Genomic DNA, 25,716 nt, shown 5'->3' with positions numbered 1-25,716 from the left:
CTTATCGAGGAGCAGTTATGGATAAGCTTAAAGTGCGGCTTGATGCATTCAGTGATGCCATCATCGCCATTATTATCACCATCATGGTACTTGATTTGCACGGCGTCGTGACAGATTCGCCATCTGCCTATTTATCATTAGCAAAGGAAATTGGCATCTACTTTATCAGTTTCTTCTACGTCGCTAACATGTGGTACTCGCACGCCACGGCGTTTGACGAAATTGATTCGATGACCTATCGCATTCTAATTATGGACTTCGTGTTTCTGGCGGCATTGTCATTGATGCCATTGTTCACCAGCATGATGGCCACTAATACGACCAGAGTAACCGTGATGGCTTACGGAGTCTTATCCGCAGTTGTCAATGTCCTCTTCCGTTTTCTCACCCAGTCGATCATTCATTTTGAATACACCAACAAGTCAGATATGGCGCAGGTCTACATCAAAATATTCGGCTTTAATAACCGAATTCAAATGGCAATTAGTATTGCAGCCATCATTCTCGCCTACTTTAAACCCACGTGGGCCATCATTTTCTTTCTCGCCTACCCAATCTGGAACTTTCTGAGCAGTAGCAGTGATCGTCAGGAAATGTACGATGTTGAGCAATTAACACCGGATCAACGAAAAGACTTCCTTGATTTCTCCACGGCTGACCGTAAAGCTTTCCGAGAACAGCAAGAAAAAATCACAGCTATGTTGAAAGCAAACGCAGAGGGAGCAGTTCTTGAAGACGATACTCAAAACGTGAACTCGCAAACATTGCCAGTTGATGTGGCTGCAGATAGTTCGACCAGTCAGCCTGCTTCGACCCAGACTTCGCAAGCATCAGCACTGGTGACATCGCAAGCTAAAGCAACCGATATTAAACAGACAACTCGCGCACCAAGAACACCTCGTCCCAACCCCCATCGTCGTAACTATTGGCAGCAATGGTTGGATCAAAGTGACGATCCCCAGCTACAAGAACAACTACGCCAAGGCGGCCGTTTGACCCAGATTCAAAAGCAGCAATGGGAATCTTGGTTTAAAGAACAGCGTCAAAAGGATCCACGTTTGCAGCGTCAAACACAGCAAGCACGCAAGCAGGCTCAAAAACAAGCTCAACGGCAGGCTCGTAAGCAGAAATAGAGGTATTCTGAGTGACCGCGTTACTAGCCAGCTATAAAACCAAGTACTTGTCATTGACGCTTTCAAACAAAACAAACAGCCTTTATGAGGACCAACATTCCCCATAAAGGCTGTTTAGTTATCTACATGCTATCTAGTTTCTAACAATCAGCCATGATTCAGGCCCAAATTAGTTACTTCAGCCCAGCTAGTGTTCGTTGTAGCCAATCGACATTGTTTTCTTCTCGTTCAATGGCACGGGTCAAAATCAAAAAATGACCATATTGTCGATCAATCTGAGCATCCTTGGAAAAAAGTTGTTGCTGTCGTTGTCGCAAATGGCTCAACTTTTTCGTGTGCAATTCTACCTGCGTCCGCAATATTTTCGCCAATGTTGGACTGTGACGATCATGAATAAAGTAGAGCTTCAATGAACTCAACGCATCATTTTCGGCTGTAATTGGTTCGTGCAACCAAGCCAATAGGTGGTCGTGACCGGCTGCTGTGATGTCATAGCGAATAACCTTAGCATCCTCATCCACGCGCTCAGTGACAATTTTGATCCAACCATCCGTCAACATCCGTTTTAATTCTGGGTAAATTTGACTATGAGAGGCCTGCCAAAATTCACCAATTTCTGTTTGGAATTCATTTTCGATGTCACGACCGGACATGTTGGGATGATTATCTAATAAACCCAAAATAACGTTTGGCAAAATTCTTGGTTTCGGCATAACACACGCTCACAATCTATCGTTTACTTGAAGCCATTATAAACTACTTGCGAATGCGCTGGTAGTTGTCGTCAAAGTAGCGGCCTGCGCGAATATCATCAGTCATCCCATCGTATGGTGCTTCATTGATGACAGATTCGTTATTTTGACCTGCTTCACCTACATATGTGATGGACGCAAATTCAGGCACCACCAACTTAGGATACGTTTCGTACTTTTCACGTGATTCTTCCATCAAATCAATGTGCTCATTTTGGAAGGTCACCGTGATTTCTGGATGTTCCTCAACCCACTTAGGGAAGAAAATCGTCCCATGCATTTTATTATCATTTGGCATAAAGTCCAACGCCACATCAGTCCCGGTTGGCTCCGTCCAGGTGACTTTGTAAACGCCTGGCACTAACATCACGATGTCAGCCTGCTGATCCTTTACCCAACGGCCTGCGACCATCCCACCATGAATTCGATAATCAACGGTGTGATCGTTTTTAGCGTACCATTCGTACTCCCAGCCATTGTCGTACGTGTAAATAAAGTGGGTGCCCAAGAAATCATCTAGTGTTACAAACTCTTTTGTCATAATTAATTGCCTCTTTTTTATTATTGTCGATAACGACACTGATTATATTATGTCGTTATCGACATAAAGTCAACAAAAAAACTCACTAATCATAAAACTAGTGAGTTTTTATACCTATTCTGCTACCACTGATTCTGAACGTTTACGCCAATCCAATCGCTTCAATCCTTCTAGAATAGCGGTTGGGATAAGCGTAGCGACAAGACTAATCAGCCATTGCAAGGGCGTTAAACTGGTTAGTCCAAAGGCACCTTGCAAAGCAGGTACGAGAGCAATCAGAATGATGATTGCTGCCGCAACGCCTAATGCGAGGTTGAGTGAGTGGTTTGCTCTAATTGACGCCCACGTCATTGGTTCACGTCGTTTGATTGGGTAAATATCAATCATTGACCCTAGTGCCAAGACAAGGAACAACATTGTGGAGCCAACGACAGCTTTGTTATCTGTTAAGCCAAAGCGGCCCAATGCATAGATGCCTAGCGTAAGTACCGTGTAGATACCGGCCCGCCACGCCATTCGTTTGCCAAGTCCGTTTGCAAAAATACTCTGCTCATTTGGAATTGGTGGTCGTTTCATTGCTGATCTTTCACCTGGTTCGCGGGCTAGGTAGAAACCAGGAATCCCATCGGCCAGCACGTTAATTAACAGCAATTGTTCTGCAATCAGCGGCGCACCCCAACCCATTAACACGCTACCGATCATTAAGAAGATTTGGGCGAAGTTAACGCCGACTAAAAATTCGACGGCCTTAAGGATGTTTTGGTAAATCGTCCGCCCAGAATCAACAGCATCAATAATCGTAGCAAAGTTATCATCAGTCAGGATGACATCAGCCGCCCCCTTCGCCACTTCGGTTCCTGTGATGCCCATTGCCACACCAACATCGGCGGCTTTTAATGCGGGCGCATCGTTGACACCATCACCGGTCATTGCCACAATTTTGCCATGACTCTGCCAAGCATTCACAATTCGAATTTTGTCCTCAGGTGACACTCGGGCAAACACGCTGACCCGTTCGACCTTGTCGGCCAGTTCTTCTTCACTCCAAGCGTTCAACTCGCGGCCAGAAACGGCTAGGTCACCGTCGCGGTAAATCCCAATTTGCTCAGCAATCGCCCTGGCAGTTTCCTTGTGGTCACCCGTGATCATCACTGGCTTGATGCCAGCCTCACGTGCTTGCTGAACGGCCGGTGCAGCTTCAGGTCGTGGTGGGTCAATCAGACCAATAATTCCTGCAAAGGTTAGGTCTCTTTCTAGCTTCGTCCAGTCACGCCCTGGGTCACTGTCAAAGACACGGTACCCGACGGCCAACACACGCAGTGCATCATGTGCAAACGCGTCATGTACATTGTCCAAACGTTGACGCTCTGCCTGGGAAAGTTTAACCGGTAAACGATCCACAGCACCTTTGACAATCAGCAAAAATTTACCTTCTACCGTTTCATGAAGGGTCGCCATGGACTTCACATCCGATGAAAATGGCCGTTCCGCCACACGTGGTGCTTCTTGTTCGAATTCGTTTCTCGATAAACCGTGCTGCTGCATTAACCGAACGATAGCCAGTTCGGTCGCATCACCAGTGGTCTGTTCGCCATCATCCGTGGCGACAATGGTAGCATTCGTAGCCAGACCAAAATAGCGTAATAGTCGTGTTGCAGATACATCGAGTTCACCATTTCCGCTAATGTTTGCCGGTTGCTCACCAGGCACCCACAGTCGTGTAATTGTCATCTGATTCTGGGTTAAGGTCCCCGTCTTATCTGAAGCAATCACATCAATGCTACCGATTGTTTCAACGGCACTGATTTGACGGATAATGGCATGCCGCTTGGCCATTTTCTGGACACCGACAGCCAAACTGATGGTCACAATCACTGGCAACGTTTCCGGAACCGCCGCTACAGCTAGTGAGACACCCATCATCAAATTGTCAGCAACGCTGCCCAACTGCTGTGTCATGCTGAGCATAAAGATCAGTACCCCACCAGCAATGGCAACACCAGTTAGGGTTAAGGCCAACCGTGACAACCGTTTTTGCAACAACGTCTGCTTTGGCTTGGTCTTATTCAATAAACCAGCAATTTCACCGAGCTCCGTCGCCATCCCAATGGCCGTGACAATCATCGTCCCTGATCCGCGAGTAACCGACGTACCAGCAAATACCCGGTTAACTTGATCACCGATTGATTCGACATCCTTACCGTTACCGGTCAGCGATTTTTCAACCGCTTCACTTTCACCCGTTAAGATGGCTTCATCCACAGCCAGGGCGGTTACACTTTCCAGCAAACCGTCAGCTGGTACCCGGTCACCGGCGTTGAGAAGCACCACATCGCCAACGACAATATCGGCTGCCGCAATCTCCTGTACGGCACCATCACGTCGCACTTTGGCCGTTGGCACACTCATTTGTTTCAGTGCTGCCAACGCCTTTTCTGCACTTTGCTCCTGATATAACCCAATCGCAACGTTTAAGATGACGATCGCCCCGATAACGATCGGCTTAGTCCAACCGCCATTGAGCGCAATTGCCATATAGGTGGAGATCCCAACGGCAACCAGCAAAATAATGGCTGTAATTTCCGTTAACTGTTGAAGTAGCTTCCGCCAAATACTCGGTGGCTTTTGTTCCTGTAATTCATTCTTACCGTCAAGTGCTTGACGGTCCTTAACTTCTTTGGCGCTTAATCCCTGATGGATAAAGTCACGCCGTTCTTCTTTAGTGTGTGCAATCTGGTTCATCGCCTCAGTCCTTTCTCATTCTAACTTCGGTGGAATCGATCGCTACATAACCGCTGTCATGCACGACTCGTTGCAATAATTTTAACAAACACAAATGAAGACGCGCAAAGTTAACGCCTATGAAAGCCATAAAAAAAGATTGCAGCTCACTGATTGCCGTTTGGCGGTTCCCACCACTACAACGGTATCAAACTGAGTCACAATCTTATCTCACATTAATTTATAAACTAAAACTCAATGATAATCAGGGTTCTTTCACGACAATCCGGCCGATTAACATCAATGCCAGTATGATAGCACCGGCGCCAAACACCATCCACCAACGCTGAGGAACGAAAAACAGTCCAACGATGACGAGACCAAAAAAGACCAACGTTATCCAATCACTAATAGGAAAGAACGGCATTGCGAATAGCTGACTGGGCTGCTTCGTTTGTCGGCGATAACGCAAGTGGCACACGATAAGTGCCATCCATACAACAATAAAGTTAATCGTCGACATACTGGCCACTAGCGTAAAGACGGTACCTGGCAGTAGGTAATTTAAAAGCACAGTTAGTAACAGAATAAAGGCAGAAACAAGCATTGCCGGCTTAGGCACGTTAAACCGGTTAACCTTTTTGAGCCGCTTCGGCGCGCCACCCATGTTAGCCAACACAAATAACGTCCGACTTGTACTAAATAAGGCACTGTTGGCCGCTGACAAAGCCGCAGTCAATACCACAAAGTTGATCACACCAGCTGCCGCTTTAATTCCCAGACCATTAAATACTTGTACAAATGGACTGCTGTGAACTGGCAACTGTTGCCATGGATAGATAATCATCATCGCAAACAACGCGCCAACGTAAAACAAAATCATCCGAATTGGCAAACTGTTGATTGCTCGAGGCAACTCCTTTTGCGGGTTGGCCGTTTCACCGGCAGTCAGTCCCAACATCTCAATACCGGTAAAGGCGAAGATAACCAGCGTAAATGAGGTCAAGAAGCCCGACCAACCGGTGGCGAAGAAACCACCGTGCTGCCACAATCGCGCTAAATCAGCCGTGTGCCCATTAACGTTTACTTGCGTTGCTAGCAAAATGACCCCAACGGCAATTAACGCCACAATGGTGACCACCTTGATCATCGCAAACCAGTATTCCAACTCACCAAACGCGCCAACAGACATCAAATTGACCAAAACGAGGAGGCCAATAATTATCAGTGGTGGTAGCCATTGGGGCAAGCCCGGCCACCAGTATTTTAAGTAAATACCAGTTGCCGTTAAATCAGCCATGGCCAGGCTCAACCAGCACAACCAGTAAATCCAGCCAATGACAAAACCTGCGCGTTTGCCAAGGTATGTTTGAATAAAGTCCAAAAAAGAGGTTTTCTTCAAATCAGACAGCAACAACTCACCCAGAGCTCGCATCATTAAATAACAAAAGAAACCACCGATGGCATAGGCTAAAATGATGGCCGGTCCAGCCTGATGAATCGCACTACCAGAACCCAAGAATAGGCCAGTACCAATCGTGCCGCCCAGCGCAATCATTTGAATGTGACGGTGTGTTAGCTTACGAGCAAGTTGTTTGGGCGGTGTCTGTGCCATGATGTTTCCTTTCCTATCCGTTCATTTTTTGTAAAAGAGATGCAATTTACTCTACGCTAACTCGTTTTCGGACGCAACCCATCAAAAAGCACTGACTGTAATTGTCACTTGGTACACCAATTACAGTCAGTGCTTTCAATTAAGATGGAAAATTACTTTTTAGACCGTTTTTTAAACATGTAGAATCCTGTAAATGTTACTAACAGCGCGAGGACCCCAATAGTAACTAGTGCTTCCGTGCGTTGACCCACGAACGGTAAACCACCTGAATCCTTTTTAACTGGTGACTTAACCGCTGGTTCGCCGGGATCAGTCTGCGCCATTGCCGGCTGATTACCTGCTAGTGCTTGACCTGAATCATGCGTGGCAGTCGCTTCTTCAACAGAAGACGTTGACTGTTCAGTACTAGATTCACCACTCGTCATCCCCGATTGTTGAACTTCACCCAGCACATCGGTTACTGGATAGCCTTGTGATTGACCACTAGTTAACTGGTTATCAGTATTTGTGTTACCGGTCGTTGCTCGTTGTTGATTATTTGAATTTTCTTTTCCAGTGTCAGCATTCTGATTACCTGCTGACGATGAATCTGAAATTGTTGTCCCTGATCCATTGTCAGCTACACTCGAACTATCTGAGTTACTGGCATTGCCGTTTCCACCGCCAATGTTGGAACCACTATTAACATCGTTACCGTTCGATTCATTATCAGAACTGTCTGTGTTAGAACTACCGTTGTTAGATTCCGAGTTGTCAGAACCTGATCCGTTTCCTGGATTTGATGGCTCAGTCGGATCGGATGGTTCCGGCGTCGGTTCCGGATCTGGGTCCGGCTTAGGATCTGGTACGGGTGATGGCTCCGGATCTGTTGGATCTGGGTCTGGATCTGGTTCACCAGGCGTCGGATCTGTTGGATTAGCCCGGTAAAGATAAGTTACCGTGCCGCCACTTTCTGGAATGTCACCATTAGCGGCCAGACCAGCGGCATCTATCCTAACAAAGCTATATCCGTTAAATTCACGTTGGTTTGTTTGATACGGTTTACCCACTTGTTGACCCTCTGGATATGTTGCAACCGCACTACCCAGCAAGTCGCCATCTTCCGTTTTGTATTCAACCTTCACATTTGGCAAAGCATCATCAGCGTCGCCATAAACGAACGTTACCTGTTTGTCCGCTTCTTCTAACGTACCCGTCGCAGGGTCACTGTCCTCCGTCGTAAATAGATAGGTCAGTGGCCGAAAATCACGTGGACTAGCTTCATACCGTTCACCAACTGCCTGACCATTTGGATAATCTGCTTCGTGGCTATCCATTTTCTCGCCGTCAACCGTCTGATGAGTCACGTGAACACGTCCACACTTTGCTGGGTCATCTTCTTTCGAATAAACATACGTTACTGTGCCACCCTCGGCGGTCAGATAACCACTCTCTGGCAGGCCATCGCTGGATATTTCTTTGAAACTGTATCCCTCAAACGTATACTTAGTCGTTTGATAACGCCCACCAACAACCTGCTCGTCTAAGTAGTTGGCCTCTTCGGAGTCCTTTAACTCCTTAGGTTCAGCATCATCGGTGACATAACGAACCATCACTTTGCCAGCAGGTTCGGGATCGGGATCAGGCGTTTCGGTGGCCTTGTAGATGTAGTAAACATCTCCGTCGTCGGCGGTTAATGTACCAGTAGCCGACAAGCCTTTTTCTTCGTCCACTTTCACGAATTCATAGCCATCAAAATCGCGTTTTTCAGTCGTGTACTGTTTACCGACATGTTGACCATCCGGATAACCGGCCATTGCACTTCCTAATGACTTACCGTCTTCCGTTTGGTAATGAACGGTAACTTTGCCGGCAGGTTCGGGGTCTGGCTCGACTGCCTTGTAGATGTAGTACACATCACCATCGGCGGCGGTTAATGTACCAGTAGCCGACAAGCCTTTTTCTTCATCCACTTTCACGAATTCGTACCCATCAAACGCTTTTTGCTTCGTCGTGTACTGCTTACCGACGTGTTGACCATCTGGATAATCGGCATCCGCACTACCTAGTGTCTTACCATCTTCTGTTTGGTAATGAACTTTCACTTCTCCAGCAGGCTCTGGTTCTGGCTCATAGTAATAGGTCACAGCGCCACCTTTATTGTCCAGAATTCCTGTAGGCTTCAATCCATTTTCGTCGATGCCAACATACTTGAAACCAGGAAACTCACCAATTTCCGATGTATATCGTTGACCGACAAACAAGCCATCTGGAAATGTCGCCAATCCTTCTTTCAATAAATTGCCTGTGCTCTTATCAACGTGGTTAACCGTAACTGGCATCGCAGTTTCTGGCGCATTCTTATCGCGATAAATATAAGTCACGATACCCTCGTCTTTCTCCAAGAAACCTGTTGGCGCCCAGCCACTTTCATCTACTTTAACGAAGACATACCCGTCAAATGTGCCCTGCTGAGTAAAATATTGATTACCAACGATTGGCGGCAAGGGATTGCCACTTGAATCTTTTCCGTAAGTGGCATTTTCAGTTTTCAAAATTTTGCCATCTTCCGTTTTATGGATCACCTTAACCCCAGCCGAGTCCGACTGAGTCGATTCATAAACGTAAATGACCGTGCCACCGGTACCGCTGTATGTTCCGCTAGCGGGCAAACTGTCTTTACCCATTTCTTTAAATTTGTAACCGGAAATCTCTTTTTGTTCTGTTTTGTACTCTTGTCCATCTGGCCCTGACATGCTTTCAGGATCAGCAATATCGTGATAACCATCCTTATCTTCACGAACATACCGCACGTTAATACCGGACCAAGATTCATACTTGAAATCATCAAATTTATACTGATGTTTGTTTTTCGAGCCCCCTGTAGAAGCGCTGACAGCCATCGCCATCTGTTGATACTGCTCGCCCTTAGGAATCGTGTACGTCCAATACTTTGCGCCTTCAGCAGCATCATACTGAACCGTTAACAAACGCGTCTTTCCATCATAAGAAATTTTGAAAGGTCTAAACTTACCATCGATATTCTTTGAGCCATCAAACTTCTGCACCGTAGCCGTGTCAATCGTAGCCCAGCCTTTTTCACCATCCGTTGTAACAAACGCCCCGTACGGATTGACGTTTGGATCGGCTTCCCACCCTAACTGATAATTGGGATATTTTCCGTTAGGATCAGGGGCTGAATAACTATTATGGAAAGTATCTAGCTGGAAACCAATGGCATTTTGCAATCCACCGATTCCCATGTTGGCACCGCGATACCCAACTGCTTTTGTATCCCCAGGGTGGAAGGCAAACCCAATACCGTCAGCTCCTGTAGTCTCTGAATCACTACCGAGGTTAACCGAACCAGTCAGTTCAAAGCTCTTATCAAGATCAATCCGATCTTTTAACGTAAAATTACCAGCCTGTTCCTTCACATCTTCCGTAAGCGTCACAATCCCCGTATCGTTTTTCGCATCATACTTGTATGTTGCTGACCCATTAAGGTGAAAGCGTTCCAAAAAATCCTTCGCCGAAACATTGATTATCCCTTCATTGCGCTCAGTTCGTTGTTTTGTCTTCGTTTCCGCTTTTGCAGACGATGGTGGACTCCAAGCCAGCCCACCAAGTGTGCCAAACATAATCAGTGTGGCAGAAAAGCCATGAACCATTTTAGCCAACCATTTTGAATGCATACTAATTTCCATCATCATTTCGTCGCCTCCATCTATTGCTTCCACCAATGTTCTTATCGTAATCATAAGAATAATTAGTTTCTCTAACAATTGATGTGACTCGTGAAAGATGCTGATATTGCAACCTTTTGAGGCACTACCACAATTAAGTTTTGAACAATATACCCCATGTATCATTATTGAAACTGGGATTTAATGGTCCGCTTTGTTCAAAAAATAACAATTTATTTTTCATCACTGTAGCCTTCGTTTTATCATTGAATTTTAATCTTCCGCGGTTGTGCTAAACTATTCCTTATACGAAATCGGAAAGAAGTTTATTATGCCCCTAGATAAAGACGGTGTTCCCCAGATTTACCAGCTTCGACGGCTCGCCGTAGCTCTCACAATGGTCGGTGGTTTTATCGACGCTTATACGTTTGAACAGCGCGGTGGCTCACTGGCGGCTATGCAGACTGGCAACATCATTTTTCTGAGTGTCGACGTTGCCAAACGCAATCTGCCTAGCCTCATGACCAAGGTGGCAGCCATCCTCTTTTTCTCACTGGGCGTGCTGGCCGTCAGTTTATTTAAGCATCGCCACAACACACACTATTGGCGCATCCCCACTCTCTTACTGGAAATGCTGGTTTGTATCATCGTTGGGTTCGAACCACGGAGCGTGTCGGATATTTTCGCGGTACCACCGTTAGCAATGGTCATGGCCATGCAAACGACGGCCTTCAATGCCATTGAAGGTCACGGCTACAACAGCGTTTATTCCACCGGTAACCTTAAAATGGCCATGATTGCGATTGGTGAGTTTCATTTCCATCACAACCGCAGTCAACTGATAAGCGCGTTGCTTTACCTAGAGTTGGTGGTGGCGTTTGCGGCAGGTGCCATCATTTCGGCTCTTTTGCAATTATCCTTCAACGTTCACGCGATTTGGTTTGCCGCAGTTGGCATCCTATTGATCATCGTCGGCTACTCCATTGCACTTCATCAAAAGAACATTCATTTCAGTGATTAATTACTTTCCATAAAAAGTTTTATAAATTCGTTCTAGCGAGACCTTCCGAGACTGTGATATAAACGAAGTAACGTTTAATTGCACCTTAAGGAGGTCTTTTTTTGCAACAACGAACGCTCAATAGTCGCTTGATCCTTGCCATTTTCGCCACCGGTCTAATGTCATTTGCCGGTGTGGTGGTCGAGACGGCCATGAATATTACTTTTCCCGTATTGATGCGGCAATTTCATATCAGTACGGGAACCGTTCAGTGGTTAACCACTGGCTACCTGCTCATTGTTGCGACGTTTGTCCCAATTTCGTCCTTCCTCAAACGACGATTCAAAACACGGACACTCTTTTTAACTGCTAACTTGCTGTTCATTGCTGGCCTGCTCGTTGATACGTTTGCCCCGACATTTGGCGTGCTTCTTCTAGGACGACTAATTCAGGGTGTTGCAACTGGGATTGCCCTGCCATTGATGTTTAACATCATTTTGGAGCAGGCACCAATGGACAAAATTGGTCTGCTTATGGGCATTGGCACGCTAGTCACCGCGGTTGCACCTGCATTAGGACCAACGTATGGCGGCCTGATTGTCAGCAACCTCAACTGGCGGGACATTTTTATGTTCCTCATCCCGCTGTTGCTACTCTCGCTGATTACCGGGTTACTGACCATTCGGCAAGTCAATAAAACAGAAAAAGTCCATTTTGACGTTCTCAGTTGGGGGCTAGTCGCGCTGACCTTCATCAGCTTTATCCTTGGTCTCAGCAATATGGCCCACGTGACGACCCAACCGTGGCCTGTTATTTTAGGCATCATCATTGGTTGTTTGTCCCTCGCAGCGTTCATTTGGCGCTCCAAACGCATTGATCAGCCACTGATCAAGTTGACAGTTTTTAGTCAACCCGTTTTCAGTTGGCACCTTTTAGCATTCTTTCTCGTTCAAATCAGTGCGCTGGGATTATCCTTTCTCCTGCCAAACTTCCTGCAACTCGTAAACGGTAAAAGTGCCTTAATTGCCGGGTTAGTTGTCCTGCCTGGGGCTGCGCTAGGAGCGTTATTTGCGCCCCTAGGTGGCACGATTCTCGACCATTTCGGTCCAACACGGCCAATTTTGACCGGTGCTTTCTGTCAGTTAGTCGCTTTGGGCGGCATGATGTTTGGTACAAGCTCTCTGACTCCTGGCATCATTTTAAGTTGGTATCTGCTCTATATGTTTGGTACCGGCCTAGCATTCGGCAACATCATGACAACCGGCCTAAAATCTCTGTCAGACCAACAGCAAAGTGATGGTAACGCTATTTACAACACCGTTCAGCAATTCGCCGGTGCCGTCGGAACGGCGATTGTGTCTGCGGTAGTCGCGCTGACACAGGCTGGTAGCACCCACTCCTTTACATTCCGCACTCAGTTAGGCACACAGCGTGGCTTTATTGTGCTGGCGGTACTCTTGTTGATTAACTTCTTTGTATTGGTTCACGGTCTGCGGTTAAATCACAAGAAAGTTTAGAAAGTCATTTGCATTACAGTTACTCGAAGGTTCTATACTGACGTCACTTGGTCGAAATGACCGAGTTTGGGAGGTATTACTGATGCAAAATGTTTTAATTTTGGGGGCTAATGGCACAATCGGCCGTCAGGTCACCGAACGTTTGTTAAACGAAACGGATGCCCACTTAACCTTGTTTTTGAGGAACGCATCACGCCTGACAATTACTGATCCTACCCGTGAAACGATTATCGAGGGCGATGCAACTGACGCCGTTGCGGTAAATTGGGCCATGGTTAATCAAGACATTGTCTTTGAAACCCTTGGTGGTGACACGGAACATGAAAAGCAGGCACAAGTCATCACTACTGCTATGGAAAAAGCGCACGTTTCAAGATTATTGTGGATTACTGGCATCGGTATCGAGAACGAACTAACCGGTGCTTTTAAAGAATGGGAAAATCAGGCCGTTGGTGACTTAATGTCCGTATCCGTTCGTGCGGCCGACGTGATCAAAAATTCAGCCTTGGATTATACGTTAATTCGTTGTGCCTGGATGACCAATGACGCAACCATTGACTATGGCACCTCAGCCAGTGGCACCACAGTTACAAACACCATTGTTTCGCGCGCCAGCGTCAGCGATTATGTCATTAAGCTAATCACCGATTCCACCCGTGATAACCGTGCCAGCATCGCTGTCTTCCAGCCCAACACTGAAGCAGATTCACCGGCTGGCTACTGATGTTTAGTCTTTTTCTTTTGGGGGACACTCCCGGAGTAACATGAAGAATCAAAATATGGAACGGTCCGTCTCAATTTGACGGAGCGGTCGACTCCAGACACGTAAAAGGGCCGCTGTACAAACATAAATTGTTTGCGCAACGGCTCTTTTGTTTAACTAGTTAACAAGATTTCAAACTAACCTTGTGTTGCATTGTGAAAATGTGATGGTGCAGTGTCAGGCATGTTGTTCAACTTGTCCATGTCCTCATCTTGAATCGTAAAGTCGAGTTCTTTGTTCGCCTCAATGTGAGCAGCGCTCGTTGCTTTAGGCAACGGTAACAACCCGTTTTGGATGCAGAACCGTAAAGCTAGTTGGGCGACGCTAACGCCGTACTTTTTAGCCATTGCGGCGACGTCCTCATTGTTCAGCAAACCGCCAGTTGCTAATGGTGAGTAGGCTTCAACCAGAATATTATTTTGCTTAGCAAAGTCGACAATCTTTGGCTCTGTGAAACCAACGTAGTACTGAATTTGGTCGACCATCGGCGCAATTTCAGCATCCTGCATCACGTTTTGCAAGTCGTGTACATTGAAGTTTGAAACACCAATGGCCTTTACCCGACCACTCTTGTAGATTTCCTGCATGGCGCGCCAAACGTCAACGTTTTCTTTATCGTGGTTAGTGCCAATTTGTGACCATGGCCACGGTGCGTGAACCAAGTACAAATCTAAATAATCAATATCCAGAGCTTTAAATGTTGCATCAAAATCCGCTAATGTGCCGTCGTATGTTTTCGTCTCGCCGGGCAATTTTGACGTCACAAAAATGTCCTTGCGATCGATGCCTGAATCGCGAATGGCTTGGCCAACACTCGCTTCGTTTGCGTATGCCTTCGCTGTATCAATGTGCCGATAGCCAACCTTAAGGGCGTTTGCGACAGAATTGTAGGCAACGTCACCAGCAGGAATCTGCCATGTGCCAAAGCCGACTTTAGGAATCTCAATGCCGTTACTTAACTTATAAGTATCTGTAACTGTTGCCATTTTCATACCTCCATTTAATAAAAGGCAGTTAACAACCACCGTGACTATATACTAGCGCTTTCCACCCACTCGAATGCAAGCCATAACCCATCTAAACAAACAAATATTCTGTTCATTCGTTGCATTTTTTCATATACTGACAGTGTTAATGTTCACGGTAATGACGCACTCCAAACGAGGTAATCGCATGCTAACTGTAGCAAACTTAACAAAACGATTCGGTCCTAAACAAGGTGTTGGGGACGAGTCATTTACTATTCAAGAAGGCGAAATCATGGGGCTGATCGGTCAAAACGGCGCTGGCAAAACCACCACGTTTCGAATGATTTTAAACCTTCTACCACCTGATAGTGGCACCGTTTTGTGGCAAGGTCATCCCCTGACAAAAGACGACTATAATACGGTCGGCTTCCTGCCGGAGGAACGCGGCCTCTACACCCGCATGTCCATCCAGGACCAAGTGGTATACTTTGCCGCCCTTCGTGGGCAAAAACCGGCCGTTACGCGGAAAGCCCTCCCACAGTGGATGGCGCGATTTAATGTTAAGGGCAAACTGACAGATAAGATCAAGGACTTGTCTAAGGGGAATCAACAAAAGGTTCAGTTAATTGCCACATTAATTCATCAACCAAAACTCATTATCCTTGATGAGCCCTTTAGTGGTCTTGATCCCGTCAATGCCCAACTGCTCGAAGACAGTATCATCGAAATGAAGCAACATGGCGCCAGCATCATCTTCTCCTCTCATGACATGGCAAATGTGGAACGCATCAGTGATCATCTACTGATGCTAAGAAACGGTGAAACCGTACTTAGCGGCACACCAGATGAGATTCGGTCACAGTTCGGCAACACCCGCGTCCGTTTGCGCTCACCACTGGACAAATCAGCACTAGTCGCCTTTCCTGGCGTCAATGACGTTCAGCAACGTGGCAATGCCTATGAACTAACGCTAGACAATGAAGCCGTGGGTCACGAATTATTCAAAGCCGCTACCAGCAAAGGTTATATTCCGGAATTTTCGCAAGAGCCACCGTCGTTAGACGAAATCTTCAGAATCGAGGTGGCCAATCATGAATAAGTTTATGGTCGTCACCCGCCAAGTTATTCGCAAGAACATCAAGTCGCCTGCCTATCTGTTTTCACTATTCTTTCCAGTATTAATCATTGCGGCCATCGCGTTGTTTGCGTTTATCACTAATAAGACCAATCAGACGCCAACCATTGCCATCACCAGCAATAACGTGGCTTTGCGTAACGCATTGGTGGAATCACCCACACATGGCGATTATCGAGTGAATAAAGCCGTTCCCTCTGAACAAGTTGCTGAAAAACGGCTGAGTCACGAAAAAATCGATGGCTACCTCAATGTCACTGTGACCGGTCAAACGGTTAGTGCCGTTTACCGACAACGTACCAATGGTAATTCGCTAGACAGTGACACGCTCAAAAATAATTTGAATACATTAAAACTGCGACAGGCCGCCCAGCAACTGGGATTGACTGCCAAACAATTACAACAACTGTTTGCCCCCGCTTCGTATAAAACACAAAACGTCGCCTATCAAAATGGGGTCGTTCGCCGTCAAAAATCCAACCAACAAGGGGCTAACTTGGTCGTCGCGTTTGTCGTCACCTTTTTGATCTACATGTTTATCGCGATGTACACCAGTATGATTGCCCAGGAAACGGCTACCGAAAAAGGCTCTCACATCATGGAAATATTGGTCAGCAGTGTCAGTCCGGTGACACAATTCTTTGGCAAGGTGACTGGCATGCTAGCGCTGATCGTCCTGCAGGTCATCATTACCGGAATTGCCGGTTTGATTGGGATGCAATACTTCAATCACAATATCAGCTTTTTAGGTGACTTTTCCTTTAGTCAGATTCAACCGGGGATGGTGAGTGTGCTAGTTGCCTACTTTGTTCTCGGTGTCATGTTGTACACCGTTATTGCGGCAATGCTAGGTTCCATGGTCACACGCCAAGAAGAAGTCAGCCAAGCGTTGTCACCGTTAACGACGGTGGGGATGCTGGCGTACGTGGCCTCCTTTATCGCAGTGAACAGCAACAGCCTACTCATTCGAATCGGTTCTTATGTACCGTTCCTCTCCCAAAGCCTGATGCCCGTTCGTTACGCAGTTGGTAACGCCGCACTTTCAGAAGTTTGGGCAAGCGTCGCAATTGCCGCCATTGCGCTGGTCCTCATGACTTGGGTTGCCTGCCGCGTATACCAGCAGCACGTGTTAGATTACAGCAATCGCAAGCATTGGTACCAGTTTGGTCGCAAACGTCGTGCATAGTTTTTCCACTAAAAATAGGATTTGATTGTCATGATATACGGCAGTCAAATCCTGTTTTTAATGTTATCGAATTTTGAAGATATTACGTTTGTTGAATTATTCCGCTTCCGGTTGTCAGTTTATGAAACCTACTGCGTGGACCGACCCAAGCCATAAACCGTCTTGTGTCTCGACTTGAAGCCGCAAAACCACCGTCTTCAAGCTCGTCCGTGCTGTAAATTCGGCACAAATCACCGAATTAACACCACTTTCGCAGTTAGTTTCAACACTGACCCCTCCAGCTCACATTGTACTTAACTCACACCGATTCGGCAATCGATGCATCATTCGACACTAACCTTGACTAAAATTTGCTAGCTCATATTCATCATTCAGCTTAAATATTGTAAAAAAATGACAGTTATTCGTTATGTAAGTGAAGCGGAGTGGGGACAGAGTTTCGTGGTAGCTATACTTAGTGGCGATAGGCCACTTAGTATAGCTGGACGACTTCTGAGATCGGGTTATGAGCTCAGAATCGAGACCCAAGACCGTCTTGTGGGCTTGGGTCGGTCCCATGAAACGGCCGTCCCCACTCCGCGGAACGCTGAGCATAACTCTTATTGAGGTTTTTCATCATCGGAATAATAAACTGGTGCGGATGCCGAAATCGTTTGTTGTTGAAGCCACGTTTTGATTTGAACACCCAGGTCATCGCCCATCGGTATCGCTGCGTCAATCTGAGCTTGCGAAATATGATCCACATGAATACCAGACGTGATCGTACAACTACCCGGTAAAACGGCTTGAATTGCCTTAGCGACTTGTTCCCCAACGACATTATCCTTGTGAAACCGACCGTCATGGCTGGGAAACTTAACTGTTTGCATGTCTGTAGTCGCCGTCAATGTTGTGACATCACCAATATGTGGATGGTCACCACCAGTTACTACAATCAGCGCATCCTTGCCAATTAAACGTACGTCGGCTTGGATAGTATAGTCTTGCCGAGTCGTTTGAAACGTCCGGCTATCGTTTTGCATCATTTAGCCATCCCTTCCCAGCGTTGATCAACATTATTTGCAATGTGTAATGCATCCAGTAACTTCATGGTCTGATGATCAATCAAATCCTGAATGGTTTGGGGATGATTATAAAAGGCTGGGATTGGCGGAATCATCTGAACACCGAGACGTGCCAGCTTCGTCATGTTTTCAAGGTGAATCGCACTTAACGGCGTTTCACGTGGAACGATGATCAGTTTGCGTTGCTCCTTCATTGTGACATCAGCCGCCCGTGCAATCAGATTATCTCCATATCCAACAGCGATACCCGCAATCGTCTTCATGCTTGCCGGTACAATAACCATGCCATCATGCAAAAATGAACCGCTTGCGATAGCTGCACCTTGATCATTAATGTTATACGTATAGTCTGCCAAATTTTGCACCTCGCTGAGTGATAAATCTGTTTCCAATTCCAGGTTTTTCTTAGCCCAGGTACTCATGACGAGGTGTGTTTCAACATCTGCGTACTGCTTCAATGCCTTGAGCAAGGCAATTGCGTAAATCGTTCCGGATGCGCCAGTAATTCCAATCACAATGCGTTTCATTTTTGCCTCCTTCTGTCGTTTGCAACCTCTGTTGATAGTTAGTAATTACTTCAAGTACTTCTGCCAGTCTTTGACTTCTTTAAATTGAGCCCGGACAAACTGATCCTTCATATCGTACGGCACTGTTCCGTCCAAAATCATCTTGGAGGACATCCCCGTGATACGAATAGACTTCGGATCATACTGTGGTCGTTCAGATGGATCAAGTGGATGATTACGCATCCCTGGTAACACAACGATGTCCTGATCAGCCTGAAAGCGCGTATTCAAAGTCCAAATCACGTCATTCATGTCAAAGATATCGACATCTTCATCGACTAAAATAACCGTCTTCAATTCTTTAAACGCAGAAAACGCGAGTAAGGCCGCCTGCCGCTGAATCCCCTCATCAGCTTCATTATCCTTATGAATCTGCATGATTGTCATCAACTTACCGCCACCTGCAGGCGGATTATAAACGTTTAAGACTTTCCCTGGAATCGCACGGTCAGTCAGCGACAAAATGCTGGCTTCTGTTGGCACACCTGCCAAGTTCACATGTTCTTCACTTGGACCAATAACCGTTTGCATAATCGGGTGATCTTTACGATGAGTCACCGCTTTAACCTTGATGACCTGCACTGCTGGATTAGCGTCACCATCGTACCCAGGAAATTCAGGCATGGCTTTGCCAGTATGCGTATTAATATCTTCCTGCATCCGTTCGTTTGGCATGATGTAGCCCTCGATTGTGAATTCAGAACGCGCAATCGCCTTTTCATCAACACTGACGCCATCAACTAACTGAACAGGTTCTTGGCGAATCGCCCCCGCCACGCCCAGCTCATTATAGCCAAGTGGTGTAGTCGGTGGTTCAAACGTTGCCCCTAATGTAATCGCTGGATCCAACCCGATATTAATGGTAACCGGCATTGGCTTGTTGGCTTTTTCATATTCATCTGCAAACGCACCAATGTGCCGGCCACCGGGCATAATGAAAATACCGATAGTGTCTTCATCCTCCAGTACCATCCGATGAATTGTAACGTCACTCATGGTCTTATCCATATTTGAACCGTAGACGAGTCCAATCGTGATGTACGGTCCTGCGTCATACTCGGTGTTTGTCGGTGCAGCAATTAACTTACGAATATCAAAACCATCCTCGTCTGACCGATGAATTACCTCATGGGCCGGTGCCCGATCTTCATCCACCATAACCGGTGCCACAGGATTTTCGACCGAATCGTTCAAACATTGACCCAATGTTTGATAATCGTGATGAAACATCAATCCAGTCCGTTTGCGACTGGCAAGTAGCCCAATTAGAACGCGCGTATCTGTGAATCCCTTGACGTTATTAAACATCATTGCTGGACCTTCTTGAGTTGGCCGCATCACGGTACCACCCGCGCCAATGTAGCGATAAACACCAGACAACTCTGCGTTAGGATCAACCAGCTCATCTGTTTCATGATACTGGCCCGGTTCATTTTTCAGTTCGTTTAATACTTTTCTCAAATCATATGGTTCGTTTGCCATTACGATCGCTCCCTTCGCACGTTTCAACCTTGCTTTACAATGATCAGCTTACGTTGGAAACACGTTGTGAACAAATCGCGTTTGTTGTATTGTTATTCCTAAATGGAATAGAAAGGAAAATAGCATGACAATCGATGATTTACGAGCATTCATTGCGACCTACGAAGCCCAAAGTGTGTCTAACGCTGCCGTCAGTTTGCAAATGACCCAGTCAGCCCTCTCCAAACGTTTGAAAGGTATCCAACAGGAAGTCGACGCAGAACTAATAAGTACGACCAATCGTCGAAGCCTCCAAATCACGGAAAGTGGTGAAACTTTTTACCGCTACGCTCAGCAATTGCTCAGTCAGTACAACGAAATGCGTGAGGCAGTCACTTCAGTCGAAGACTTGCGACGCGGCAGCATCCGCATCGGCAGTGTCCCGATCATGTCTCAATATGGACTCATGCAAGCCCTAACCAATTTTATGCAGGATTATCCAAACGTCAGTGTCCAACTTCAGGAAACTGAAGGACAACGCATCGTTTCAGCACTGCAATCACAACTATTGGATGCCATCATTATTCGTGATTTAAATACGGCCTACCTTCAGCATCATCACTTAAGTCAGGTCAATCTACTCGACGATGAGTTAGTGGTCGTGTTGCCGGCGAACCATCCCCTCGCAAAAAAAGCGACGATTGCGCCTGCCGACTTAGCCGACAATGCGTTCACGTCACTCCCTCAGGGTTCCGGTGTTTACGAAACCCTTATTAAATTATGTCAGGCAGCTGGTTTCACCCCGTCGATTCATTTTGAAAGTACTCATATTGAAACTATTTTAAGCGTTGTCGCCAACTCCCAACAATGCACGCTACTGTTCAAAGAGTCCGTGCGCCCCTTTATGACTGATCAGCTAGTGATGCGGCCACTAACGACGCCTGTCACGAGTCACCTACAGTTTGTTTACGACCCTGATTGCCATAATGCCGCTGTTCAGCAACTATTGCATTATATTCAAAACGCTATCAAATCACACCCGCAACATTAAAGCTCGTATCCTTGTTTCATCAATACATCGGCTTTCTCAACACACGTTTGAATTAAAAACTTCAACGGTTCTGATGGTACTAATGCTTTTCGATAGGCGACGCTGAAATCTAAACTCATCATTTCCGGCGAAAACTCAAACACGTTAATGGGCAGATCTGTTGATAATTTCTTGGCACTATTCACATTAACGATAACGGCCCCTAATTGTTTTAATGCCAAACTGAAGGCAATCCGCGAGTCACTGACCTCCATTCGGTTGTTAACATGGATGCCGTTGTCGCGAAAAGCATGGTCTACTAGTTCTTGAAACCGTGATTCACCGCCAATACGAATGAAATTTTCACCATTTAGCCGGCTAATCGTTTCTGCAGTGGCCTGTCGCCAGAACCTGTCCTTGCGATAAAGCCGCGACGTAGCCGGCACCAGTAGTGCCAATTTCATGATGCCTAATGGTTTCGTCACCACCCGTGGATGATAAACTGTCTTGCCAATAAACATGTCCAACTGCCCATCTGGCAACATATTCTCTGCTCTGGAAGTGGTAACTTCCTGAATAGATACGTGCATCTGTGGAAAACGTTTGTAAAAATCAGGAAGTAGCTCGGTAAACCAACTGGCCGCTAACGGTTGATTAATGCCCAACGAGAGTGAACCATACTCAAACTTTCCTAAGCTTTCCATTTCAGTATCCATCGCTCGATGTAACTGTTGTTCCTGTTGCAAATACGACAGCAATCGCTCACCAGCATACGTTAAATGAATCGGCAATGTTCGGTCAACCAACTGAACGCCATACTCTTTTTCAGCCTCACCAATCTGTCGACTGACGTACGGCTGGCTCATGTATAGTCCTTGAGCAATCGCCGTCATCGTGTCATAACGGTTAACCGCCGCTAAAAAATCAACCAATCGTTTCTTCATCGTTGCTCACTTTCATAACTGTGTTTCGTTTATTTTATCATGATAAGTGCTAAATCATTACTGTTTTGTAATAGCCCACGTCTGATTTTGGCATTTCACTTTCAATATTATCGGTTAGATAATGTGGTTATTGTTAATAACTGCACAAGGATTTGAAAGGATGACATTGATGACTAACGCAACTTCATGGGACGCAACATATGACACGATTGTTCTCGGGTTTGGTGGAGCTGGTGCCACTGCCGCACGTTTTGCAGCCGATGCTGGTGCCAGAGTTTTGCTAACTGATGCTGCCCCAAACGGACATGAAGGTGGTAACACCCGTTATTCTGCCCAGCTTCTTGGTACTGGTGATGATTTTGACGGAGCTAAAAAATACTACAAAGCATTAACAGCACCGATGAAACTTGACGAAGAAATGATTGATACTTATGTCGACGGTATGGTCCACATGCGTGACTATGTCCGCAAATACCTCGGTGTTGAACCAATCAGTGCTAAGAAAGATTTAGCAAAGATTGCACCATTGCCTTTGGATAAAGCAGTGTTTGAATACCCGGAATATGAAGGTGTCCATTCATACGATTTCACAACAGTTCATAAAGGCATGTTCGACGCCGCACTTTGGCAAATTTTACGCCAAAAAGTTATGGACCGCGCTGATAAAATCGACGTTTGGCTTGAGTCACCAGCATTGCATTTGTTGCAAGATCCAGAAACCAAAATTGTTACAGGAGCACAAATCAAACGTCAAGGACACACATACAATATTCAAGCCAAGAATGGTGTCGTACTAGCTGTTGGCGGTTTTGAAAACAGCCAAAAAGATATTCAAGACTACTTAGGTGCCAGTCATCTTGGCGTACTAGGTACTTTGTACAACCGTGGTGATGGCTTACGTATGGCTGAGGAAGTCGGTGCCGATATGTGGCATATGAATAATTACGAAGCACTTGGTTTTCTCAGTGGTATGGCATTCAAGCCTAAACAAGGCGAACGGGCTCGATTGTTGCTTACACCTGGTGACAGCATGTTTTCCGGTAGTATTATTACTGTTGCAGATGATGGTAGCCGTTACTTTAAAGAAGATGAACCGAACCGTCACGGCCACATTTATGACCACGGCACATGGCGAATTCCACGGACCAACGTCCACCCATACCTAGTCTTTGACCAAGCTCAGTATAATCAATTTAAAGATGCAGAGAAACTGCCATACCCTGAATTTTTAGACGACCTCGAAAGCGCAAATTCTCTAGCGGTTTTAGCAGATAAGATCAATGTTGATCCTGAAATCTTATCCGCGACCATCAATGACTTTAATACGTTTGCCAAACAGGGCAGAGATTATGCATTCAATCGTGATCCTAAAACCATGCGACCATTTGATGACGGCCCATACTACGCCATTGAACTAACTCATGACGTGTTAAATACACAAGGTGGTCCACGTCGTAACGTCAATGCCGAGATTTTGGACGCCAATCAGCAACCAATTCCTCATTTGTACGGTGCTGGTGAACTGGGTGGCATTTCAGCTAACCAGTATCAAGGCGGCGGAAATCTTGCAGAATGTTTGATTTTCGGAAAAATTGCCGGTGAAAATGCGGCTAAACCAAAATCTGATAGTAGCGATACAACAGCCGCATCTGCAACTGATGCTTCTACTAGTGCTAGCCAAACCGAAAGTAAACCCACATTAACTGGTAGTAACGACCTAGTCTCTGACGAAACGCCTCAAGATATCAAAGTTGGTGCCAACCAATATCTTGGTAGCAGCTCAACCGGTATCGGTGGCAAGGTCGTCGTTCGCATCACTTATAATAGTGATCGCTTGCAGAATGTTGAGGTCGTGCAACAAAGCGAAACCGGTGAAGTTGGCGGCGAGGCTGTGAAGGTTTTGCCTCAACGCATGGTCGCTAACAACACTTATGATGTTGACGCTGTTTCGGGTGCATCGGTATCTAGCCGCGCTATTAAAGACGCCGTAAAGGATGCACTCTCAAAAGTAACTCATTAATTTTCCGATTTTTAGTCTAAAAGACCGCCGCAATACTCAATGAAGAGTGCTGCGGCGGTTTCGATTTATTACTGGTTAGTGTAACGCCAATATAATGCCGTCGCGCCGACCAGAGACGCCGTTCCGTGGGACCAGTCTCTGGTCCGCTTCACTCCTATAACAGATAACTATAAAAAATTGGCTACTGAACATACATAAATGTTCAGTAGCCAATTCAGTTCTTTATAGTCGGAGGGCCATCAGCATTTAAGCTGTTAGACCTCTACGCCACCGTTTGTTTGAGCGCAAATAGTGTACTGATGAATTCTTGCTGAATCTTGTTCGGCAAAAAGGCCTTGCGCACGACTAGCGACATGTTAAACCGCTCAGGTAATGGATCGTCCAACGTCAACGCAACCACGTCGTCGCTAGGCAGAACGGCATCGTCAACCAGTAAACTAACACCTAAATTAGCCCTGACCAACCCTTTAATTAGCGACAACGTTGGCGTGCTATAAATGACATTCGGTTTAAAACCAGCATATTCACTGTAGGCTTTCAACGCCTGTGGATGAACAAACTTCCCGGTCATTGTAATAAAATTATCACGCGCCAATTGTTCAAACGAAATATGTCCAGCATCTGCCAAGGGATGTTCCTTGCTGACAACTGCTTTAAATGGATGCGATGCCAATAATGTGATATCAAGATTTTCTTCATGAAGTGGACGAACCGATCCGAGCAGCGCGACGTCGATTTTGCCGGACTCTAACTCCTTCAACAATTGATCAGAGCCAACTTCCAACGTTTGGGTGTAATTTAACAGCCCTTTTGAAAACAACTGACCTGCAATTAATGGGAACCACATCGTGCCGATAATTGGTGGCATGCCAAACTGAATGGTCGATTGATTGGCGCGAGAAACCTCACTATGTGCTAGATCTAAGTCCTTTAAGATGCGTTGAGCACGTTGATACAGCAAGATTCCCGCACGCGTAATGGCCAGTTTATTATGGGCACGATCACGTTGAACCAGCGGCGCGCCAAACTCATTTTCCAGCCGTTGAATCGCCACCGTAATGGTCGGCTGACTTACATTGAAACGGCTAGCAACCACCGTAAAGTTTCTCAATTCTACTAATGATGAAAAATAGGCCAAGTCGCGCGTGTTCACGTCGTTTGCGCCCCTTCCGTTGAATGTTAATCACAATATCTAAAGACTACCATACTTCTCAAATGTCGGTTAGCCATTTCGCATAGCGGGTGGGAAAATGCGATTTTGTACACAGTTTCGTGGAAAAGTTAGGCGTCAACTCTGTAAAACTGTCCGCAAGTGGCGTGCAGTCAGCTAAGGACAGAGTTCCGTGAAAGCAATTCTTGGCGGCGAGTTCAGCCGCTTAGAATTGCTGGACGAATTCAAAGACGTGCATTTCGGCTTTGAATCGAGGGCGAAAACTGCGCTAGCAGGTTGAACCCGGTCCCATGGAACGGCGTCCTTGGGTGACGAAACGTGAGGTGCTGCCCAAAAACATGGTGGGTTGACACTGTTACATAGCCAAAACGCGTTCACACCCCACGAGCCTGTGCATAACTCAAAACAAGCGCTGCAAAGGAAAGTTCACCTTTACAACGCTTGTTTTATGTTATTGCCCGGCT

At 46.2% G+C, this 25,716-nt stretch carries 19 protein-coding genes; 8 read left to right on the top strand and 11 right to left on the bottom strand.

From position 1 onward, the window contains the following. The first annotated feature begins 17 nt into the window (after positions 1 to 17). The gene (locus LROSL1_RS01185) at positions 18 to 1,133 is read left to right on the top strand and encodes a TMEM175 family protein (protein ID WP_017260658.1); all 1,116 of its coding nucleotides are present in this window, start codon (positions 18 to 20) and stop codon (positions 1,131 to 1,133) included. Between the two features lie 173 nt (positions 1,134 to 1,306). Here LROSL1_RS01185 and LROSL1_RS01180 read toward each other — a convergent pair whose 3' ends face one another. The 5 genes from LROSL1_RS01180 to LROSL1_RS01160 all read right to left on the bottom strand — a co-directional run bounded on the left by LROSL1_RS01180 (position 1,307) and on the right by LROSL1_RS01160 (position 10,454). Continuing rightward, positions 1,307 to 1,846, bottom strand: coding sequence for a PadR family transcriptional regulator (locus LROSL1_RS01180; RefSeq protein WP_178913443.1), 540 nt, complete (start codon positions 1,844 to 1,846; stop codon positions 1,307 to 1,309). A gap of 43 nt (positions 1,847 to 1,889) precedes the next feature. After that, a complete protein-coding gene (locus LROSL1_RS01175; protein WP_178913442.1) occupies positions 1,890 to 2,426 on the bottom strand; it encodes a phenolic acid decarboxylase in 537 nt (178 codons plus the stop codon). A 114-nt stretch (positions 2,427 to 2,540) separates the two neighbouring features. Further along, the gene (locus LROSL1_RS01170) at positions 2,541 to 5,168 is read right to left on the bottom strand and encodes a cation-translocating P-type ATPase (protein WP_178913441.1); all 2,628 of its coding nucleotides are present in this window, start codon (positions 5,166 to 5,168) and stop codon (positions 2,541 to 2,543) included. 244 nt (positions 5,169 to 5,412) lie between these two features. Then, on the bottom strand, positions 5,413 to 6,762 hold the full coding sequence (locus LROSL1_RS01165; RefSeq protein ID WP_178913440.1) for an amino acid permease: 1,350 nt from the start codon (positions 6,760 to 6,762) through the stop codon (positions 5,413 to 5,415). 152 nt (positions 6,763 to 6,914) lie between these two features. Continuing rightward, positions 6,915 to 10,454 carry a MucBP domain-containing protein gene (locus LROSL1_RS01160; RefSeq protein WP_178913439.1) on the bottom strand — a complete coding sequence of 1,180 codons (3,540 nt, stop codon included), beginning with the start codon at positions 10,452 to 10,454 and terminating at the stop codon, positions 6,915 to 6,917. 304 nt (positions 10,455 to 10,758) lie between these two features. Between LROSL1_RS01160 and LROSL1_RS01155 the strand changes: the two genes are divergently transcribed. The 3 genes from LROSL1_RS01155 to LROSL1_RS01145 all read left to right on the top strand — a co-directional run bounded on the left by LROSL1_RS01155 (position 10,759) and on the right by LROSL1_RS01145 (position 13,668). Then, on the top strand, positions 10,759 to 11,448 hold the full coding sequence (locus LROSL1_RS01155) for a YoaK family protein (RefSeq protein WP_017260652.1): 690 nt from the start codon (positions 10,759 to 10,761) through the stop codon (positions 11,446 to 11,448). Positions 11,449 to 11,549: 101 nt separating this feature from the next. Further along, positions 11,550 to 12,944, top strand: a complete 1,395-nt coding sequence (locus LROSL1_RS01150; RefSeq protein WP_178913438.1) for a DHA2 family efflux MFS transporter permease subunit — start codon at positions 11,550 to 11,552, stop codon at positions 12,942 to 12,944. A gap of 82 nt (positions 12,945 to 13,026) precedes the next feature. Next, the gene (locus LROSL1_RS01145) at positions 13,027 to 13,668 is read left to right on the top strand and encodes an NAD(P)H-binding protein (protein WP_178913437.1); all 642 of its coding nucleotides are present in this window, start codon (positions 13,027 to 13,029) and stop codon (positions 13,666 to 13,668) included. Between the two features lie 176 nt (positions 13,669 to 13,844). On the opposite strand, the gene LROSL1_RS01140 is transcribed toward LROSL1_RS01145, so the two are convergent. Next, positions 13,845 to 14,693: an aldo/keto reductase gene (locus LROSL1_RS01140; protein ID WP_178913436.1), complete on the bottom strand. Its 849-nt coding sequence runs from the start codon at positions 14,691 to 14,693 to the stop codon at positions 13,845 to 13,847. Between the two features lie 187 nt (positions 14,694 to 14,880). On the opposite strand from LROSL1_RS01140, the gene LROSL1_RS01135 reads away from it, so the two are divergent. Together LROSL1_RS01135 and LROSL1_RS01130 are read left to right on the top strand one after the other, a co-directional pair. Next, positions 14,881 to 15,774: an ABC transporter ATP-binding protein gene (locus LROSL1_RS01135; RefSeq protein WP_178913435.1), complete on the top strand. Its 894-nt coding sequence runs from the start codon at positions 14,881 to 14,883 to the stop codon at positions 15,772 to 15,774. Next, a complete protein-coding gene (locus LROSL1_RS01130) occupies positions 15,767 to 16,996 on the top strand; it encodes an ABC transporter permease (protein ID WP_178913434.1) in 1,230 nt (409 codons plus the stop codon). The genes LROSL1_RS01135 and LROSL1_RS01130 overlap by 8 nt, the downstream gene beginning before the upstream one ends. A gap of 599 nt (positions 16,997 to 17,595) precedes the next feature. Here the strand turns inward: LROSL1_RS01130 and lpdD are convergent. From lpdD to LROSL1_RS01115, 3 genes are read right to left on the bottom strand one after another with little or no spacing between them, the layout of a single operon-like run. Then, positions 17,596 to 18,021, bottom strand: coding sequence for a prenylated flavin chaperone LpdD (lpdD, locus tag LROSL1_RS01125; RefSeq protein ID WP_178913433.1), 426 nt, complete (start codon positions 18,019 to 18,021; stop codon positions 17,596 to 17,598). After that, positions 18,018 to 18,587 carry a UbiX family flavin prenyltransferase gene (locus tag LROSL1_RS01120; protein WP_178913432.1) on the bottom strand — a complete coding sequence of 190 codons (570 nt, stop codon included), beginning with the start codon at positions 18,585 to 18,587 and terminating at the stop codon, positions 18,018 to 18,020. Before LROSL1_RS01120 ends, lpdD begins: the two co-directional genes overlap by 4 nt. A gap of 45 nt (positions 18,588 to 18,632) precedes the next feature. After that, positions 18,633 to 20,108 (bottom strand): UbiD family decarboxylase, encoded by a 1,476-nt coding sequence (locus LROSL1_RS01115; protein ID WP_178913431.1) that lies wholly within the window; start codon positions 20,106 to 20,108, stop codon positions 18,633 to 18,635. A 124-nt stretch (positions 20,109 to 20,232) separates the two neighbouring features. On the opposite strand from LROSL1_RS01115, the gene LROSL1_RS01110 reads away from it, so the two are divergent. Further along, the gene (locus LROSL1_RS01110; protein WP_178913430.1) at positions 20,233 to 21,138 is read left to right on the top strand and encodes a LysR family transcriptional regulator; all 906 of its coding nucleotides are present in this window, start codon (positions 20,233 to 20,235) and stop codon (positions 21,136 to 21,138) included. On the opposite strand, the gene LROSL1_RS01105 is transcribed toward LROSL1_RS01110, so the two are convergent. Continuing rightward, on the bottom strand, positions 21,135 to 22,061 hold the full coding sequence (locus tag LROSL1_RS01105; protein WP_178913429.1) for a LysR family transcriptional regulator: 927 nt from the start codon (positions 22,059 to 22,061) through the stop codon (positions 21,135 to 21,137). The two genes, LROSL1_RS01110 and LROSL1_RS01105, sit on opposite strands and share 4 nt — an antisense overlap. 169 nt (positions 22,062 to 22,230) lie before the next feature. Between LROSL1_RS01105 and LROSL1_RS01100 the strand changes: the two genes are divergently transcribed. After that, entirely contained in the window at positions 22,231 to 24,081 is a 1,851-nt protein-coding gene (locus LROSL1_RS01100) for an FAD-binding protein (protein WP_225440541.1), read from the top strand. A 262-nt stretch (positions 24,082 to 24,343) separates the two neighbouring features. Here the strand turns inward: LROSL1_RS01100 and LROSL1_RS01095 are convergent, their stop codons facing one another. Further along, positions 24,344 to 25,234: a LysR family transcriptional regulator gene (locus LROSL1_RS01095; RefSeq protein ID WP_017260635.1), complete on the bottom strand. Its 891-nt coding sequence runs from the start codon at positions 25,232 to 25,234 to the stop codon at positions 24,344 to 24,346. Positions 25,235 to 25,716 lie beyond the last annotated feature (482 nt).

This window comes from Furfurilactobacillus rossiae, from assembly GCF_013394005.1.
GTDB lineage: Bacteria > Bacillota > Bacilli > Lactobacillales > Lactobacillaceae > Furfurilactobacillus > Furfurilactobacillus rossiae.
This window is presented reverse-complemented; position numbering and strand designations above follow the sequence as displayed.

What these genes read in the sequence shown, in the direction of transcription:
- LROSL1_RS01185 (WP_017260658.1), top strand. Translation starts at nt 18, where the DNA reads ATGGATAAGCTTAAAGTGCGGCTTGATGCATTCAGTGATGCCATCATC.
- LROSL1_RS01180 (WP_178913443.1), bottom strand. Translation starts at nt 1,846, where the DNA reads ATGCCGAAACCAAGAATTTTGCCAAACGTTATTTTGGGTTTATTAGAT.
- LROSL1_RS01175 (WP_178913442.1), bottom strand. Translation starts at nt 2,426, where the DNA reads ATGACAAAAGAGTTTGTAACACTAGATGATTTCTTGGGCACCCACTTT.
- LROSL1_RS01170 (WP_178913441.1), bottom strand. Translation starts at nt 5,168, where the DNA reads ATGAACCAGATTGCACACACTAAAGAAGAACGGCGTGACTTTATCCAT.
- LROSL1_RS01165 (WP_178913440.1), bottom strand. Translation starts at nt 6,762, where the DNA reads ATGGCACAGACACCGCCCAAACAACTTGCTCGTAAGCTAACACACCGT.
- LROSL1_RS01160 (WP_178913439.1), bottom strand. Translation starts at nt 10,454, where the DNA reads ATGATGATGGAAATTAGTATGCATTCAAAATGGTTGGCTAAAATGGTT.
- LROSL1_RS01155 (WP_017260652.1), top strand. Translation starts at nt 10,759, where the DNA reads ATGCCCCTAGATAAAGACGGTGTTCCCCAGATTTACCAGCTTCGACGG.
- LROSL1_RS01145 (WP_178913437.1), top strand. Translation starts at nt 13,027, where the DNA reads ATGCAAAATGTTTTAATTTTGGGGGCTAATGGCACAATCGGCCGTCAG.
- LROSL1_RS01140 (WP_178913436.1), bottom strand. Translation starts at nt 14,693, where the DNA reads ATGGCAACAGTTACAGATACTTATAAGTTAAGTAACGGCATTGAGATT.
- LROSL1_RS01135 (WP_178913435.1), top strand. Translation starts at nt 14,881, where the DNA reads ATGCTAACTGTAGCAAACTTAACAAAACGATTCGGTCCTAAACAAGGT.
- LROSL1_RS01130 (WP_178913434.1), top strand. Translation starts at nt 15,767, where the DNA reads ATGAATAAGTTTATGGTCGTCACCCGCCAAGTTATTCGCAAGAACATC.
- lpdD (WP_178913433.1), bottom strand. Translation starts at nt 18,021, where the DNA reads ATGATGCAAAACGATAGCCGGACGTTTCAAACGACTCGGCAAGACTAT.
- LROSL1_RS01120 (WP_178913432.1), bottom strand. Translation starts at nt 18,587, where the DNA reads ATGAAACGCATTGTGATTGGAATTACTGGCGCATCCGGAACGATTTAC.
- LROSL1_RS01115 (WP_178913431.1), bottom strand. Translation starts at nt 20,108, where the DNA reads ATGGCAAACGAACCATATGATTTGAGAAAAGTATTAAACGAACTGAAA.
- LROSL1_RS01110 (WP_178913430.1), top strand. Translation starts at nt 20,233, where the DNA reads ATGACAATCGATGATTTACGAGCATTCATTGCGACCTACGAAGCCCAA.
- LROSL1_RS01105 (WP_178913429.1), bottom strand. Translation starts at nt 22,061, where the DNA reads ATGAAGAAACGATTGGTTGATTTTTTAGCGGCGGTTAACCGTTATGAC.
- LROSL1_RS01100 (WP_225440541.1), top strand. Translation starts at nt 22,231, where the DNA reads ATGACTAACGCAACTTCATGGGACGCAACATATGACACGATTGTTCTC.